Origin of the sequence: Solirhodobacter olei, assembly GCF_004010155.1 — a bacterium.
In the GTDB taxonomy this organism is placed as follows: Bacteria; Pseudomonadota; Alphaproteobacteria; order Rhodobacterales; family Rhodobacteraceae; genus Solirhodobacter; species Solirhodobacter olei.
In genome coordinates this window covers 28,928-45,615 of the sequence record NZ_RRYH01000033.1, presented here as the reverse complement: position 1 = coordinate 45,615, position 16,688 = coordinate 28,928, and the positions used below count along the sequence as shown (strand labels likewise).

Sequence of the window (16,688 nt, the reverse complement as noted above, 5' to 3'; positions counted from 1 at the left end):
TCGGTCTTGGTGATCAGGCAGGCCTTCACGGGCGCCGCCATCGCAGGCGCGGCCGACATAAGCGCGATCGCCGTCGCGCCCATCAGCGCGCTGGTGGTGAATTTCGTCACGATAGTCCTCCCAAGGTCAGGCCGGGCCACCCTCGGGTCCCCGGCATTTTGGTCGCGGGCAGAACGCATTCCCCTCCCGCGATACTGGCAGGTAAGCCGATTCGGTCAAACCCGTCAATCTAAATAAATCACTCTGATTTATTATTGACAGTCCGCCCAATCCCGCACAGTCTTCCCACAGGGTCCCGGCGTCGCGGGGCCAGGCGGGGCGGGACGCAACCCGCGCCGGGAGGAGATGGCGAAACCGCCCAGGCCGTACCGCTGCCCCGCGCAGCGCGCGGCGGGGGCCGCCCTCTGCCCCGGCGCCCCCGCGGGAGGCAGGGGAACACCAGCATGCTGATCGGATTGCCTGCGCTGCTCGGCCCCGACCTGCTCTATACGCTGCGCGCCATGGGCCACGGCGACGAGATCGCGATCGTGGATGGCAACTATCCCGCGCAGGAACACGCCCGCCGCCTGATCCGCGCCGACGGCCACCGGCTGCTGCCGGTGCTGGAGGCGGTGCTTCAGGTACTGCCGCTCGACCGCGCCGTGGACCGGGCGATCTTCCGCGCCTCGGACCAGGGCGACCCCGCCCGCGCCGCCCCCATTCATGCCGAGATCGACCGCTGCTGCGCCGCCCGCGCCCCGGGCTTCGCCGTCACGCCGCTCTCCGGCGAGGCCCTTTACCCCCGCATCCGCGCCGCGCATACAGTCGTCGCGACCAGCGAACCGGCCCTGTTCGCCAATGTCATCCTCCGCAAGGGCGTGATCCTGCCGCCCGGCGAACCCGAAAGCGCATGATGCCGGCGACAGAGCCCACGCCCCTTTCCCCATCGGCCTCCGAGCGCCCCGCCGAGGGCGGCCTGCGCGGCTCCAACCAGGCCGGCATCCGCGCGCATAACGAGCGGCTGGTGCTCTCTATCCTCCGCCGCCAGGGCGCGCTTGCCAAATCCGACATCGCCCGCATCACCGGGCTTTCCGCGCAGACCGTCTCGGTCATCATGCGCGCGCTGGAGGCCGACGGCCTCCTGATCCGGGGCGAGCCGGTGCGCGGCCGCATCGGCCAGCCCTCGGTGCCGATGTCGCTCAATCCCGAGGGCGCCTTCTTCTTCGGGCTGAAGATCGGCCGGCGCAGCGTCGACCTGGTGCTGACCGACTTCCTCGGCCGCATCACCGCCCAGCGCCGCCAGACCTACCGCTACCCGACCCATGACGCGGTGGTGGATTTCGTCGCCCGCGCCCTGCCGGAGATGATCGCGGCGCTGCCGCCGCCGCTGCGCGCCCGCGTCGGCGGGCTCGGCATCGCCATGCCGTTCCAGCTCTGGAACTGGGCCCAATACCTCGGCGCGCCCCAGGCCGAGATGGACGACTGGCGCAACCGCGACATCCAGGCCGAGATCGCCGCCTTCTCTCCCGTGCCGGTCTATGTCCGCAACGACGCCACCGCCGCCTGCGGGGCGGAGCTTGTCTTCGGTACCGGCGAGCGGCCGAAGGATTTCCTCTACTTCTTCATCGCCTATTTCATCGGCGGCGGGCTGGTGCTGAACGGCCAGCTGTTCACCGGGCGGACCGGCAACGCCGGCGCGCTCGGCTCCATGCCGGTGCCCGGGCCGGACGGGGCGATGCGCCAGCTGATCTCGGTCGCCTCCATGGCCTCGCTCGAAACCTACCTGTCCGAGGCCGGCCTCTCCTCGGACGCGCTCTGGGACACGCCGCCCGACTGGACCATGCCCGAGGCGATCCTCGACCGCTGGCTGACCGAGGTCGCCGCCGGCCTCGCCCACGCCACGCTGGCTGCCGCGAGCGTCGTCGATGTCGAGGCCGCGCTGATCGACGGCTGGATGCCGCCCGAGGTGCGCGCAAGGCTGGTCGAGCGCACCCGCAGGGCGCTTGCCCGGCTCGATGTCGCGGGGATCGAGCCGCCCCCGATCCGCGAGGGCAGCGTCGGCGCCCAGGCCCGCTCGCTCGGCGCCGCCTCGATCCCGCTCTCGCAGCGCTACCTTGTCGACCAGAACGCCTTCCTGAAGGAGGGCTGAGCCCACCTCCCCCCGCGCCCCCGCACGCCGACAGCGCCAGGCCGGCCAAAGGGCCTGTGACTTCCCGCCCCCGTGGTGTAAGCGAAGGCACGACCAAGGGGAGGGACTACATGCTCGATCTGACCGGCCACTGGGCAGGCCTGCTGTCACTGGTGATCTTCGTGGGCGCCTATATCCTCGTGATCTTCGAGGAAAGCACCCAGATGCGGAAGTCGAAGCCGGTGCTGATGGCGGCGGGGCTGATCTGGGGGCTGATCGGGGTCGCCTATGCCATGGCCGGCCACCAGGCGGACCTCCATGCCGAGGCGACCGGCGTGATCGAGGAATACGGCGAGCTGTTCCTCTTCCTCCTCGTCGCGATCACCTACGTCAACACGCTGGAGGAGCGCCGCGTCTTCGACGTGCTGCGCGCCAAGCTGGTGGCCCTCGGCCTCAGCTACCGCCAGCTTTTCTGGCTGACCGGGATCCTCGCCTTCTTCCTCTCCTCCATGCTCGACAACCTGACCACGGCGCTGATCATGGGCGCGGTGGTGGTGACGGTGGGCCGGCGCTCCACCCGCTTCGTGACGATCGGCTGCATCTCCATCGTCGTCGCGGCCAATGCAGGTGGCGCCTTCTCACCCTTCGGCGACATCACCACGCTGATGGTCTGGCAGAAGGGTAAGCTCGACTTCACCCAGTTCTTCGACCTCTTCCTGCCCTCGCTGGTGAACTGGCTGGTGCCGGCGCTGATCATGTCCTTCGCCCTGCCGAAGACCCGGCCGGAACCGGCGGCGGAACGCGTGCGCCTGAAACCCGGGGCGCAGGGCGTGATCCTGCTCTTCGCCGCGACCATCGTGACGGCGGTCTGCTACAAGAACTTCCTCTCCCTCCCCCCGGCCGTCGGCATGATGACCGGCCTTGGTTACCTGCAGATCTGGTCCTACTACCTGCAGATCCGCGGCAAGCGGCGCGACGACGCCGACATGGTCCTCGACAGCTTCGCCCAGGTCGCGCGGGTCGAATGGGACACGCTCTTGTTCTTCTTCGGCATCATCTTTGCGGTCGGCGGGCTCGGCGTGCTGGGCTATCTCGCGCTCAGCTCGCAGGTGCTCTACGCCGGCCTCGGCCCGACGGCCGCCAACACGATCATCGGCGTGCTGTCCTCCATCGTCGACAACATCCCGCTGATGTTCGCGGTGCTCACGATGGACCCGGCCATGTCGCATGGCCAGTGGCTGATGATCACGCTGACCGCCGGCACCGGCGGCTCGATCCTCTCCATCGGCTCGGCCGCCGGGGTGGCGCTGATGGGCCAGGCGCGCGGCACCTATACCTTCATGAGCCACATGAAATGGGCCTGGGCCATCGCGCTCGGCTATGCCGCGGCGATCGCCGTCCACATGCTGGTCAACGCGCCCCTGTTCCTCAAGCCGGTCTGAGGCCGCAGGCGGGGGCGCCAGCCCCCTCCCCCGCGCCCTCCGGCAATTCCTGACCAAACGGTCAAAACGCCTTGCGCGCTCCCATCCGCCATGCGAGGGTCGCGCCAGCCCTGCGACGGGAGGAGCCCTTGCAGACCGACAGCCTGAGCCCGGCGAAGACCGCGGCGCATCAGCTACCGCAACTCGCCCATGCCCGGAACCCCGGCACCGGGCTCGATCTCGACTGGGTCGCCTCGGTCCAGGCCAACACCTCGGCGATCGAGCGCCGCGCGGCCACGCTGCCCGGCCGGCGCTCGGTGAAAAAGGCCTATCAGGCCGCCTGGCTCTGCAAGGCGATCAGCCTGATCGACCTCACCACGCTCTCCGGCGACGATACCGAGGGCCGGGTGAAGCGCCTCTGCGCCAAGGCGCGCCAGCCGGTCCGCGCCGACCTGCTGGAGGCGCTCGGGATGGAGGGCCTGACCACCGCAGCCATCTGCGTCTACCACGAGATGGTGCCCACCGCGGTCGCAGCCCTCGAAGGCACGAATATCCCCGTCGCCGCCGTCTCCACCGGCTTTCCCGCCGGCCTCTCGCCCCTGAAGACCCGGATCGCCGAGATCGGCGAAAGCGTCCGCGCCGGCGCGCGAGAGATCGACATCGTCATCTCCCGCCGGCACGTGCTGACCCAGAACTGGCAGGCCCTCTACGACGAGACCCGCGCCATGCGCGAGGCCTGCGGCGAGGCGCATATGAAGACGATCCTCGCCACGGGAGAGCTCGGCACGCTGAGGAACGTCGCCCGCGCCTCCCTCGTCTGCATGATGGGCGGGGCGGATTTCATCAAGACCTCCACCGGCAAGGAATCCGTCAACGCCACGCTCCCGGTCTCGCTGACGATGATCCGCGCGATCCGCGACTACGAGGCGGCGACCGGCTTCAAGGTCGGCTACAAACCCGCCGGCGGCATCTCCAAGGCCAAGGACGCGCTGACCTACCTTGCCCTGATGAAGGACGAGCTGGGACACCCCTGGCTTCAGCCGGACCTCTTCCGCTTCGGCGCCTCCTCGCTTCTGGGCGATATCGAGCGCCAGCTGGAGCATCACGTCACCGGCCGCTATTCCGCCGCCAACCGCCATGCGATGGGCTGAGCCATGACCACCCGAGAAATCTTCGACGCCATGTCCTACGGTCCCGCCCCCGAATCCGCAGCCGAGGCCATGGCCTGGCTGGACAAGCACGACCGCCGCTTCGGCCCCTTCATCAACGGCGCCTTCGCCGCGCCGGGCGAGACCTTCGCCACGAAGAACCCCGCCACGGGCGAGGAGCTGGCCCAGGTCACCCAGTCGACCGGCGGGGACATCGCCGCCGCCGTCGCCGCCGCCCGCCGCGCCCAGCCGAAATGGGCGAAGCTCGCCGGGCACGAGCGCGCCAAATACCTCTACGCCCTGGCGCGGCTGGTCCAGAAGCATTCCCGCCTCTTCGCCACGCTGGAAACGCTCGACAACGGCAAGCCGATCCGCGAAAGCCGCGACATCGACATCCCCCTCGTCGCGCGCCATTTCTACTATCACGCCGGCCTCGCCCAGCTGCTGGAGGCCGAACAGCCCGGCATGGAACCGCAGGGCGTCTGCGGCCAGATCATCCCGTGGAACTTCCCCCTCCTCATGCTCGCCTGGAAGGTGGCCCCCGCGCTTGCCGCCGGCAACACGGTGGTGCTGAAGCCTGCGGAATACACCTCCCTCACCGCCCTCCTCTTCGCCGAGATCTCGCGCGAAGCCGGCCTGCCGAAGGGCGTGCTGAACATCGTCACCGGCGACGGCCGCACCGGCGCCGCCCTCGTGGGCGCAGATGTCGACAAGATCGCCTTCACCGGCTCGACCGAGGTCGGCCGCCGCATCCGTCAGGACACCGCCGGCCGCGGCATCGCCCTGACGCTCGAGCTTGGCGGCAAGTCCCCCTACATCGTCTTCGACGATGCCGATCTGGACTCGGCCGTCGAGGGCCTGGTCGACGCGATCTGGTTCAACCAGGGCCAGGTCTGCTGCGCCGGCTCCCGCCTTCTGGTTCAGGAGGGCGTCGCCCCCCGCTTCCACGAGAAGCTGAAGCGCCGGATGGACGGGCTGCGCATGGGCGACCCGCTCGACAAATGCATCGACATCGGCGCCGTGGTCGATCCCGTCCAGCTCGAGACCATCACCCGCATGGTCGACGCCAATACGGAAGGCGAGACCTACCGCGCCGCCACGCCCGTCCCCTCGGGCTGCTTCTACCCGCCGACGCTGATAACCGGCCTCTCCCCCGCCGCGCGCCTGATGCAGGAGGAGATCTTCGGCCCTGTCCTCGTCTCCACCACCTTCCGCACGCCGGCCGAGGCGGTGGAGCTCGCCAACAACACCCGCTACGGCCTCGCCGCCTCGGTCTGGACCGAGAACGTGAACCTCGCGCTCGACATGGCGCCGAAGGTGAAGGCGGGCGTGGTCTGGGTGAACGGCACCAACATGTTCGACGCCGCCGCCGGCTTCGGCGGCATCCGCGAAAGCGGGTTCGGCCGCGAGGGCGGATGGGAGGGCCTGCTGGCCTATCTGAAACCCGCCGGCAAGGCGAAGCCCGCGGTGGCGATCGCGCCCGTAGCCGAGCCCGCTAACCCCGAGGCCACGGGCCTCGACCGCACCGCGAAGCTCTACATCGGCGGCAAGCAGGCCCGGCCCGACGGCGGCTATTCACGCGCCGTCTGGTCGGCCAGGGGCAGGCTTCTCGGCCATGCCGGGATCGGCAACCGCAAGGACATCCGCAACGCGGTGGAGGCCGCACACAAGGCCTCCGGCTGGGCCAAAGCCCCGGCCCACAACCGCGCGCAGGTGATCTATTACATCGCCGAGAACCTCTCCGCCCGGGCCGAGGAATTCGCCGCCCGCCTTCAGGCCATGACCGGCAAGCCCGGCAAGGCGGAGGTGGAGGCCGCGATCCGCCGCCTCTTCACCTATGCCGCCTGGGCCGACAAGTTCGACGGCGCGGCCAAGTCGGTGCCGCTGCGCGGCGTCGCGCTGGCGATGAACGAGCCGGTCGGCGTGATCGGCGCCCTCTGCCCCGACGAGGCGCCACTTCTCGGCCTCGTCTCGCTGATGGGCCCGGCGATCGCGATGGGCAACGCGGTGGTGCTGGTGCCCTCGCAGGCCTATCCGCTGGCGGCGACGGACCTCTATCAGGTCCTCGACACCTCGGATGTGCCCGCGGGCGTGGTCAACATCGTCACCGGCGATCCGGCGGAGCTGGCGAAGACGCTGGCCGGGCATCTCGACGTCGATGCGGTCTGGTCCTTCGCCGGGGCGGATCTGGCGAAGCTGATCGAGACCGAGAGCGCCGCGAACCTCAAGCGCACCTGGATCGGCGGCGCGCGGGACTGGACCGGCCCGTCGGGCGAGGGCCGCGAGTTCCTGCGCCAGGCAACCGAGGTGAAGACCGTCTGGGTACCTTACGGGGAATAGGTCCCAGGACCCGCCCGGCCCCGTGGGGTGCGCATTCATTGCGCACCACCGGGCGATGCCCAACCACCCACTCCTTTCGGCCCGAAACGGCGGTGCGCAGCACCGCCGGGCCAGCGCCCGTCCGCCCCCAACGGCGGGCGCTTCTTGGGCCTCACCACCCCGGCAAGTCGAAGGGGGTCTTTAAACCATAAACGGACAGACCCGCGCCGCCGCCGGGCCCCACCCGCGGACGGCCTCTGGCCCTCCTCTCGCCCGCAGCCGCACCCCGGTTAACGCAGCCTTGCCCGGCCGCGCCGAAATACGGTGCTTTTACGGTGCGAAAGCGGTGCCAAATCGGTCCCCGCCCGTGACCTCAGATCCCGGCCTCCAGCCGGTCCACCAGCCGGGCCAGCATCGCCTCGCAGCGCGCCATCTGCTCGAGGCTGACGAACTCGTCCGGCTTGTGCCCCTGCGCCATCGACCCCGGCCCGCAGATCACCGTCGGGATCCCCAGCGCCTTGGTGAAAAGGCCCCCTTCCGTCCCGAAGGCGACCTTGATCGTCCCGTTCGCGCCGGTCAGCCCCTTGACGAAATTCACCACCCGCGCGTCCGAGGGCGTGCCGAGCCCCGGGTAATCCCAGAGCCGCTCGATCCGGATCGCGGCTTCCGGGAACGCGTCCCTCAGCGGCGCCACGATCCCCTCCGCCGCCGCCTCCAGCCGCGCGATCAGGGCGGCCGGGTCGTCCTCTGCCAGACTGCGGATCTCGAAATCGATAACGCATTGGTTCGGAACGATATTAACCTGCACGCCGCCCTGCATCTTGCCGACGTGGATGGTGGTGTAGGCCACGTCGTAATCGCCGTCCTTCAGGCCCGTTTCCGCCACCTCGGCCTGCAGGTCCCTGACCGCGCCGATGAACTCCGCCCCAAGGTGCAGCGCGTTCAGCGCCAGCGGCGCCAGCGCCGAATGCCCCTCGCGCCCGATGCAGGTCGCCCGAAGCGCCACCTTCCCCTTGTGGCCGGTCGCCACCTGCATCGCCGTCGGCTCCCCCACGATGCACATCGCGGGCCGCACCGGCGCCCCCTCCAGCATCCCGATCAGCGAGCGCACGCCGAGGCACCCCACCTCCTCGTCATGGCTGAAGGCGAGGTGCAAAGGCACCTTCAGATCCCGCTTCGCCGCCGCCAGCCCGGCCGAGATCGCGCAGGCCACGAACCCCTTCATGTCCGTCGTGCCCCGCCCGTAATAGCGCCCCTCCGCCTCCACCATCCGGAACGGGTCCCGGCTCCAGTCCTGGCCCTCGACCGGCACCACGTCGGTATGGCCGGAAAGCATGACGCCCGGCACGTCCTTCGGCCCTATGGTCGCGTAAAGATTGGCCTTCTTCCCGCTCTCGTCGGGGATCAGCACCGCCTCGATCCCCGCCTGACCAAGGAGATCCCGCACCCATTCCATCAGCGCCATGTTGGGTTCGCTGCTTACCGTGGGAAAGCCGATGAGCCGGTCGAGGATACTGCGGGTGTCCATGAAGAAGCCTCCGGAATTTGCGCCCAAGGAACTCCAAATCCGCGGCAGAGGAAACCCCGCCCGGGCGCAATCTCGTACTCCCCCCCTTGACCTTCCCGTAACTGGAAACCTTATCTCACACTCGGGCACCACCAGACGGGCCCGGGAAGGACCGCCATGACCACCACCACGCTCGAAGTCGAAGGCATGACCTGCGCCTCCTGCGCCGGCCGCGTCGAACGCGCCGCCAAGGCGGTGCCCGGTGTCACCGAGGCCTCCGTCAACCTCGCCATGAAGACCCTGCGCGCCGATTTCTCCTCCGGGGCCGATCCGGCGGCTCTGGCCGCGGCGGTCAAGAAGGCGGGCTACGACATCGGCAATACCGACACCCGGCTGAATGTCGAGGGGATGACCTGCGCCTCCTGCGTCGGCCGGATCGAGCGCGCGCTGAAGGCCTGGCCCGGCGTCACCGGGGCAGAGGTCAACCTCGCCACGGGCGATGCCCTCGTCCACCACCTCGCCGGTTCCGTCACGCCCTCGGAACTGGCCGCCGTGGTGAAGAAGGCGGGCTACGAGGCGACGCCCGTCCACAAGACCGCGACCGCCCCCGCCGCCCGCCACGACGCCGAGGCGAAGCGGCTGAGGGCCTCGTTCATCTGGTCGCTCGTGCTGACTCTGCCGGTGTTCCTCGTCGTCATGTCGGAACACATGATCCCCGGCGCCCACGCCTTCATCGCCGCCACGATCGGAGAGCGGACCAGCTGGATCATCCAGTTCCTGCTGACGACCGCCGTCCTCGCCTTCCCCGGGCGGCAGTTCCTGACCCACGGCGTCCCAACGCTCCTGCGCGCGGCGCCCGACATGAATTCGCTCGTCGCCCTCGGCGCCTCCGCCGCCTGGGCTTATTCGACGGTCGCGACCTTCGCACCCGGCCTGCTGCCCCCCGGCTCGGTCCATGTGTATTTCGAGGCGGCCGCCACGATCTGCACGCTGATCCTGCTCGGCCGCATGCTCGAGGCCCGCGCCAAGGGCCGCGCCGGCGAGGCCATCGCCCATCTCCTGTCCCTCGCCCCCGCCGTGGCTCATACCCGCCGGGGCGGCACCGTCATCGACCTTCCGGTCGAGGAACTCCGCGCCGGCGACGTGATCGAGGTCCGCCCCGGCGAACGCATCGCCGCCGATGGCGCGGTGGTCGAGGGGACGTCCTACATCGACCGCTCCATGCTGACGGGCGAGCCCCAGCCGGTAGAGGCCGGCCCGGGCGATGAGGCGATCGGCGGGACTGTCAACGGACAGGGCGCGCTGGCGCTGCGCGTCACCCGCACCGGCGACGACGCGACGCTGGCGCGCATCATCCGCATGGTCTCGGACGCGCAGGGCGCCAAGCTGCCGATCCAGGCGCTGGTCGACCGGATAACGCTCTGGTTCGTGCCCGCCGTCATGGCCGTGGCCCTGCTGACGGTGCTGGCCTGGCTGGTCTTCGGCCCCGCGCCGGTCCTTGGCCATGCGCTGGTCGCCGGTGTCTCGGTCCTGATCATCGCCTGCCCCTGCGCCATGGGCCTCGCCACGCCGACCTCCATCATGGTCGGCACCGGCCGGGGGGCGGAGCTGGGCCTTCTGTTCCGCAAGGGCGACGCCCTGCAGCGGCTGGAGGCCGCCCGCGTGATCGCCTTCGACAAGACCGGCACGCTGACCCTCGGCCACCCGACGCTGGTCGAGTTCACCACGGCCCCCGGGGCGAACCTGAACGAAACCCTCACCCTCGTCGCCGCGGCCGAGGCGCGCTCCGAACACCCGATCGCGCGCGCCATCCTGGCAGAGACCGAAGGCCGCGGCCTGGCCCTGCCCGAGGCCTCCGACGCCGCCGCCCGCCCCGGCCTCGGGCTGCTGGCGACGGTCGAGGGCCGACGCCTGGCCATCGGCACCTCCCGGCTGATGGAGGCCGAGGGGATCAACACCACTCCCCTGGCCGAACGCGCGAAGACCCTCGCCGCGGAGGGCAAGACCACGGTGCTCGCCGCCATCGACGGCAAGATCGCCGCCGTGCTCGCCGTGACCGACCCGCCGAAGGACAGCGCCGCAAGCGCCATCGCCGCGCTGCACAAGGCCGGGGTGAAGACCGCGCTGATCACCGGCGACAGCCGGGCCACGGCAGAGCGCGTCGCCGCCACCCTCGGCATCGACCATGTCGTGGCCGAGGTGCTGCCCGAGGGCAAGCTCGCCGCCATCGAGGAACTGCGCGCGGCCCACGGCCCCACCGCCTTCGTCGGTGACGGCATCAACGACGCCCCCGCGCTTGCCGCGGCGGATGTCGGGCTGGCCATCGGCACCGGCACGGATGTTGCCATCGAGACGGCCGACCTCGTGCTGATGTCGGGCGACCCGCAGGGGGTGGCCTCGGCGCTTGAGCTTTCACGCGCGACGATGCGCAACATCCGCCAGAACCTGGGCTGGGCCTTCGGCTACAACGTGGTGCTGATCCCGGTCGCGGCGGGGGTGCTCTATCCCTTCGGCGGCCCACTCCTGTCACCCATGCTCGCCGCCGGGGCGATGGCCGCCTCCTCGGTGATCGTAGTCTCGAACGCCCTGCGCCTGCGCCGCTACGGGAGACGGACATGAACATCGCCGAAGTCGCCCGCCGCTCGGGCCTGCCGCCCAAGACGATCCGCTATTACGAGGAGATCGGCCTGATCCGCCCCGCGCGATCCGGAAACGGCTACCGCGCCTTCGCAGAGGCCGATCTCCACAAGCTCGCCTTCCTCGGCCGCGCCCGCTCCCTCGGCTTTTCGATCGAGGAATGCCGGACGCTTCTGGCGCTCTGGGAAGACCGCGCCCGCGCCTCGGCGGACGTCAAGCGCATCGCCCGACAGCACCTTTCCGCAATCGACGCGAAGATCGCGGAACTGGAGGGGATGCGGGCGACGCTTGCCAACCTCGTCTCCTGCTGCGCGGGGGACGACCGGCCGGATTGCCCGATCCTCGCCGATCTGGCGGGGGAAGCGACCAGTTGATACCGTCGGACCGGGGCTCTGCCGTCGCCATTGATTTCTAGAACCAATGGCGCAACCAATGGCGGCCCCCGGGATATTTCCGGACGGAAAGTGAGGGGGCACGAGGGAAACCCATGCCGGCGGGACGACGCATCCGGGTGCGCGGGCAGGTGCAGGGCGTGGGCTTCCGCCCCTTCGTCTGGCAGCTCGCGCAGCGGATGGGGATCGCGGGAGAGGTCTTCAACGACGCCGAGGGCGTGCTGATCCTCGCAACCGGCCGCGCGCTCGACCCTTTCGAGGCCGCGCTCTCGACCGAGGCGCCCCCCCTCGCCCGCGTCGAGCAAATCGAAAGCACGCCCGCGACCGTCGCCGCCACGGACGGTTTCCACATCACCGCCTCGCGCGGCGCGGGGGCCGAGACCGGCGTCGCACCGGATGCCGCGACCTGCCCGGACTGCTTGGCCGAGATCCGCGACCCGGCCGCCCGCCGCTTCGGCTATGCCTTCACCAACTGCACCCGCTGCGGCCCGCGCTTCTCGATCCTGAAGGCCCTGCCCTACGACCGCGCGCAGACGGCGATGGCGGTCTTTCCCATGTGCCCCGCCTGCCGCGCCGAATACGAGGATCCGGCCGACCGCCGCTTCCACGCCCAGCCCATCGCCTGCCCCGCCTGCGGCCCGCAGCTCTGGCTGGAGGTCGCGGGCCAGGAGGTCCCCGCCGATCCCATCCCCGAGGCCGCCACCCGGCTGCACGCCGGCGAGATCCTGGCGATAAAGGGCCTCGGCGGCTTTCACCTCGCCTGCGACGCGCGCAACGCCGGGGCGGTCGCCCGCCTCCGCGCGCGCAAGCACAGGCCCGCCAAGCCCTTCGCCCTCATGGGCACGCTGGCGATGATCCGCGCCCACGCCCGGCTGACAGAGGCAGAGGCCGCCCGTCTCGCCGCCCCCGCCGCACCGATCCTGCTTCTCCCCCGCGCCGGAGCGCCGTTGGCCGAGGCCGTCGCCCCGGGCCAGCCCACGCTCGGCTGGATGCTGCCCGCGACGCCGCTCCACCACCTCCTGCTCGACGCCTTTGCCGGGCCGCTGGTGATGACCTCCGGCAACCGCTCAGGCGAGCCGCAGGCCTTCGCGAATGACGAGGCCCGCGCCCGCCTCGTCCCCATCGCCGACGCCTTCCTGATGCACGACCGCGACGTTCTCCGCCGCCTCGACGACGGCGTCGAGCGGCTCCTGCCCTCCGGCCCGCTGATCCTGCGCCGCGCCCGTGGCCGCGCGCCGGAAGCGCTGGCCCTGCCCGAGGGCTTCGAGGCCGCCCCCCGGGTGCTGTCCCTCGGCGGCCAGATGAAGGGCGCGCTCTGCCTCGTCAAATCCGGCCGCGCGCTCCTCTCCCACCACCTCGGCGACCTCGACGCGCCCGAGGCGTGGGACGCCTTCCTGCAGGCCGAGGCCGACTACGCCGCCCTCTTCGACCACGCACCCGAGGCGCTGGCCTGCGACCTGCACCCCGGCTACCGCGCCACGGCCCATGCAAAGGCGCGGGCGGCGGCCGAGGGCCTGCCGCTGATCGAGGTCCAGCACCACCACGCCCATCTCGCGGCCACGCTCGCCGATGCCGGCTGGCCCCGCTCGGCGCCGCCGGTCGCAGGCGTGATCCTCGACGGCCTCGGCCTCGGTACGGACGGCACGATCTGGGGCGGCGAGCTGCTGCTGGGGTCCTACGCCAGTGCCGGGCGCATCGCCCATCTCGCCCCGGCCCCCCTGCCCGGCGGCGATGCCGCGAACCGGGAGCCCTGGCGCAACCTCCTCGCCCGGCTCGACGCGGCGGACCTTGCCGCCGAAGCCGACACACTGCTGCCGGAACGGCCCCGCGCGCTCCTCCGCCAGGCGATCGCGGCCGGGGTGAACGCGCCCCTCTCTTCCTCCGCCGGGCGGCTCTTCGATGCCGTCGCCGCGGCCCTCGGCCTCGCCCCCGGCGCGCAGAGCTTCGAGGGCGAGGCCGCCATGGCGCTGGAGGCGCTGGCGGGGCAGACCCGCGCCGCCCCCTATCCCTTCGCCCAGAACGGCCCACGCATCGACCCGGCCCCGATGTTCCGCGCCCTGCTGGCCGACCGCGCCACCGGCCGCCCGGCGGCAGAGATCGCCGCCGCCTTCCACGCCGGCCTCGCCCGCGCCGTCTGCGCCCCCGCCCGCGCGCTGGTCGAGGAGGGGCAGGCCGGGGCCGTCGCCCTCTCTGGCGGCTGTTTCCAGAACGCGACCCTGCTGGCGCTCTGCCGGGAGGAACTGGCGGGGCTGACGGTCCTCCTGCCCCACCGCACGCCCCCGAACGACGGCGGCCTCGCGCTTGGCCAGGCGCTGGTCGCCGCCGCGCGCCTCTCGCCCGCCTGACCCGCCGCGCAAAGCGCACTGGCCCGAACCCCGCCGCGCGCCTATCATCGCTCCCGGGGCAGGCCCCACCCGGCCCGCAGCCCACTTGATCCACGTCATGGAATCCGGGATCGAAGATGCATGAAATGTCGCTGGCAGAAGGGATCCGGCAGATCGTCGAGAATCAGGCCCGCCAGCACGGCTTCACCGCCGTCCGCAGCCTGCGCCTGGAGATCGGCCGTTTCGCCGGGGTGGAGAAATCTGCCCTCGCCTTCTGCTTCGACATCGCCATGCGGGGCAGCCCCGCCGAGGGCGCAAGGCTGGAAATGATCGACCTGCCCGGCCGCGCCCTCTGCCACGACTGCAACCGCGAGGTCGAGATCGAGGATCGCCTGGATCCCTGCCCCCTCTGCGGCGGCGGGCGGCTGGTGCCGGTGGCGGGAAGCGAGATGCGGGTGAAGGACATGGAGGTGGCCTGATGTGTACGGTCTGCGGATGCGGAGAGGGAAAACTGGCGGGCGAGGACCACGGCCACCATCACGACCATGACCATGCCCACGGTCATCACCACCACCCTCGCGGCCATAGCCATGACCACTCCCACGGCCACCTGCATTTCGGCACCGGCCCGGCCGGCACCTCCGTCCCCGGGCTCTCGCAATCCCGGCTGATCGAGGTCGAGACCGACATCCTCGCCCGGAACGACGCCCTCGCGCTCGGCAACCGCCGGGTGCTGGCGGCGCTCGGCGCCTATGCCGTCAACCTCGTCTCCTCCCCCGGCTCGGGCAAGACGACGCTGCTGGTCAAGACGATCGAGGCGCTCTCCGCCACCCCCCTCGCCGTGATCGAGGGCGACCAGCAGACCGAGAACGACGCCGACCGCATCCGCGCCACGGGCGCGCCCGCGGTGCAGATCAACACCGGCAAGGGCTGCCACCTCGACGCGCATATGGTCGGCAATGCGATGGACCGGCTGGCGCTGAAACCCGGCAGCCTCCTTTTCATCGAGAATGTCGGCAACCTCGTCTGCCCCGCCGCCTTCGACCTCGGCGAGGATGCCAAGGTGGCCATCCTCTCGGTCACCGAAGGCGAGGACAAGCCGCTGAAATACCCCGACATGTTCACCGCCGCCTCGCTCGCCATCCTCAACAAGACCGACCTCGCCCCGCATTGCGACGCCGACCTCGCGGCCTACGAGGCGAACCTGAAACGGGTCAATCCGGCGATCGAGATCCTGCGCCTCTCCGCCCGCACCGGCGAGGGGATGGGAGCGTGGATCGCCTGGCTCCGTGCCCGCCACGCTGCCAAGACGCTGGCCCAGACCAGTGCGAAGGCAGGCTGAGATGTGCCTCGGCATCCCCGGTCAGATCCTCGCCATCACCGACGAGGCCCGCCAGCTCGCCCTTGCCGACGTCTCCGGCGTCCGGCGCGAGGTCAACGTCACCTGCATCGCCGAGGGGCCGCTGGAGGACCTCGTCGGCTGCTGGACGCTGATCCATGTCGGCTTCGCCATGAGCCGGATCGACGCGGAGGAGGCCGAGGCAACCCTCCGCGCGCTCCGCGAGATGGGCGAGGCCCAGGCCGCGCTGGAGGAAATGGAAGCCGGCCGCGCGGCGCTGACGGAGGGCACCGCCCCGGGGCCCACGCGATGAAATACGCCAGCGAATTCCGCGATCCGGTCGCCGCCAAAGCCGTCCTCGCCGCCATCGCGCGCACGGCGGAGGGCATCGGCGCCACCCGTGAAAAACCCCTCCACATCATGGAGATCTGCGGCGGCCACACCCACGCGATCTTCCGCTACGGGCTCGACAAGCTGGTGCATGAGGGGGTGGAGTTCATCCACGGCCCCGGCTGCCCCGTCTGCGTCCTGCCGATGTCGCGCGTCGACGAAGCGCTTCAGATCGCGGCCCGGCCGGAGGTGATCTTCACCACCTTCGGCGACGCGATGCGGGTGCCCGGAACGCAGGGCTCCCTGCTGCAGGCCAAGGCCAGCGGCGCCGATATCCGCATGGTTTACTCCCCCCTCGACGCGCTGGAAATTGCCCGCCGCACGCCGGGGCGCGAGGTGGTCTTCTTCGGCCTCGGCTTCGAGACCACGACGCCCTCCACCGCCCTCTCCATCCAGCAGGCGGCACGCGAGGGGCTGGGGAATTTCTCCGTCTTCTGTAACCACATCACCGTGCCGGAACCGATCCGGGCGCTGCTTGACGACCCCGACATGCGGCTCGACGGCTTCATCGGACCGGGCCATGTCTCCATGGTCATCGGCACCCATCCCTACGATTTCATCGCCCGGGACTATGGCAAGCCGATCGTCGTCGCGGGCTTCGAGCCGCTGGACCTGCTGCAATCCGTGCTGATGGTCCTCAGCCAGATCGCCGAGGGCCGGGCGGAGGTGGAAAACCAGTACGCCCGCGTCGTGCCCGAGCACGGCAACCAGGTCAGCCTCGCCGCCATCGCCGATGTCTACGAGCGCCGGCCCAGCTTCGAATGGCGCGGGCTGGGCGAGATCGACGCCTCTGGCCTCAGGATCCGCGCACCCTACCGCGCCTTCGACGCGGAGGCGAAATTCGGCGTGGGCTACGGCGCCGGGCCGCGGCAGGTGGCGGAACCGGAGGGCTGCGCCTGCGGGGCGGTGATGACGGGGAAGATCAAGCCCACGGCCTGCCCACAGTTCGGGCGAGGGTGTACGCCGGAGCGGCCGCTGGGGGCGCTGATGGTGTCTTCCGAAGGGGCCTGCGCGGCCTATTGGCAATACGGCGGCGCCCGGGCGGCGGCGGAGTGATGGGGGGCGCTGCCCCCCGGCCTGCGGCCTCCCCCCGGGATATTTAGG

General features: G+C 70.8%; 13 protein-coding genes. 12 read left to right on the top strand and 1 reads right to left on the bottom strand.

The window, feature by feature from the left end; genetic code table 11:
- Positions 1 to 443: 443 nt before the first annotated feature.
- The 5 genes from EIP85_RS19160 (at position 444) to EIP85_RS19140 (ending at position 7,016) form a co-directional block, all read left to right on the top strand.
- Positions 444 to 893: an RbsD/FucU family protein gene (locus EIP85_RS19160; protein ID WP_127903825.1), complete on the top strand. Its 450-nt coding sequence runs from the start codon at positions 444 to 446 to the stop codon at positions 891 to 893.
- The gene (locus EIP85_RS19155) at positions 893 to 2,128 is read left to right on the top strand and encodes an ROK family transcriptional regulator (RefSeq protein ID WP_206615590.1); all 1,236 of its coding nucleotides are present in this window, start codon (positions 893 to 895) and stop codon (positions 2,126 to 2,128) included. The genes EIP85_RS19160 and EIP85_RS19155 overlap by 1 nt, the downstream gene beginning before the upstream one ends.
- A gap of 110 nt (positions 2,129 to 2,238) precedes the next feature.
- Positions 2,239 to 3,549 (top strand): sodium:proton antiporter NhaD, encoded by a 1,311-nt coding sequence (gene nhaD, locus EIP85_RS19150; protein WP_127903823.1) that lies wholly within the window; start codon positions 2,239 to 2,241, stop codon positions 3,547 to 3,549.
- 143 nt (positions 3,550 to 3,692) lie between these two features.
- The gene (gene deoC, locus EIP85_RS19145; protein ID WP_127903828.1) at positions 3,693 to 4,679 is read left to right on the top strand and encodes a deoxyribose-phosphate aldolase; all 987 of its coding nucleotides are present in this window, start codon (positions 3,693 to 3,695) and stop codon (positions 4,677 to 4,679) included.
- A 3-nt stretch (positions 4,680 to 4,682) separates the two neighbouring features.
- The gene (locus EIP85_RS19140) at positions 4,683 to 7,016 is read left to right on the top strand and encodes an aldehyde dehydrogenase family protein (protein ID WP_127903822.1); all 2,334 of its coding nucleotides are present in this window, start codon (positions 4,683 to 4,685) and stop codon (positions 7,014 to 7,016) included.
- Positions 7,017 to 7,368: 352 nt separating this feature from the next.
- Here the strand turns inward: EIP85_RS19140 and argE are convergent, their stop codons facing one another.
- The gene (gene argE, locus EIP85_RS19135; RefSeq protein WP_127903821.1) at positions 7,369 to 8,523 is read right to left on the bottom strand and encodes an acetylornithine deacetylase; all 1,155 of its coding nucleotides are present in this window, start codon (positions 8,521 to 8,523) and stop codon (positions 7,369 to 7,371) included.
- A 156-nt stretch (positions 8,524 to 8,679) separates the two neighbouring features.
- Between argE and EIP85_RS19130 the strand changes: the two genes are divergently transcribed.
- The 7 genes from EIP85_RS19130 (at position 8,680) to hypD (ending at position 16,640) form a co-directional block, all read left to right on the top strand.
- Positions 8,680 to 11,121 carry a heavy metal translocating P-type ATPase gene (locus EIP85_RS19130; protein WP_127903820.1) on the top strand — a complete coding sequence of 814 codons (2,442 nt, stop codon included), beginning with the start codon at positions 8,680 to 8,682 and terminating at the stop codon, positions 11,119 to 11,121.
- Positions 11,118 to 11,513: a Cu(I)-responsive transcriptional regulator gene (cueR, locus tag EIP85_RS19125; RefSeq protein ID WP_127903819.1), complete on the top strand. Its 396-nt coding sequence runs from the start codon at positions 11,118 to 11,120 to the stop codon at positions 11,511 to 11,513. The genes EIP85_RS19130 and cueR overlap by 4 nt, the downstream gene beginning before the upstream one ends.
- A 113-nt stretch (positions 11,514 to 11,626) precedes the next feature.
- Entirely contained in the window at positions 11,627 to 13,876 is a 2,250-nt protein-coding gene (gene hypF / locus EIP85_RS19120) for a carbamoyltransferase HypF (RefSeq protein ID WP_127903818.1), read from the top strand.
- A 116-nt stretch (positions 13,877 to 13,992) separates the two neighbouring features.
- On the top strand, positions 13,993 to 14,334 hold the full coding sequence (hypA, locus tag EIP85_RS19115) for a hydrogenase maturation nickel metallochaperone HypA (RefSeq protein WP_127903817.1): 342 nt from the start codon (positions 13,993 to 13,995) through the stop codon (positions 14,332 to 14,334).
- On the top strand, positions 14,334 to 15,197 hold the full coding sequence (hypB, locus tag EIP85_RS19110) for a hydrogenase nickel incorporation protein HypB (protein WP_127903816.1): 864 nt from the start codon (positions 14,334 to 14,336) through the stop codon (positions 15,195 to 15,197). The genes hypA and hypB overlap by 1 nt, the downstream gene beginning before the upstream one ends.
- Before the next feature lies 1 nt (position 15,198).
- Entirely contained in the window at positions 15,199 to 15,507 is a 309-nt protein-coding gene (gene hypC / locus EIP85_RS19105; RefSeq protein WP_127903815.1) for a HypC/HybG/HupF family hydrogenase formation chaperone, read from the top strand.
- Positions 15,504 to 16,640 (top strand): hydrogenase formation protein HypD, encoded by a 1,137-nt coding sequence (gene hypD, locus EIP85_RS19100; RefSeq protein WP_127903814.1) that lies wholly within the window; start codon positions 15,504 to 15,506, stop codon positions 16,638 to 16,640. The genes hypC and hypD overlap by 4 nt, the downstream gene beginning before the upstream one ends.
- Positions 16,641 to 16,688 lie beyond the last annotated feature (48 nt).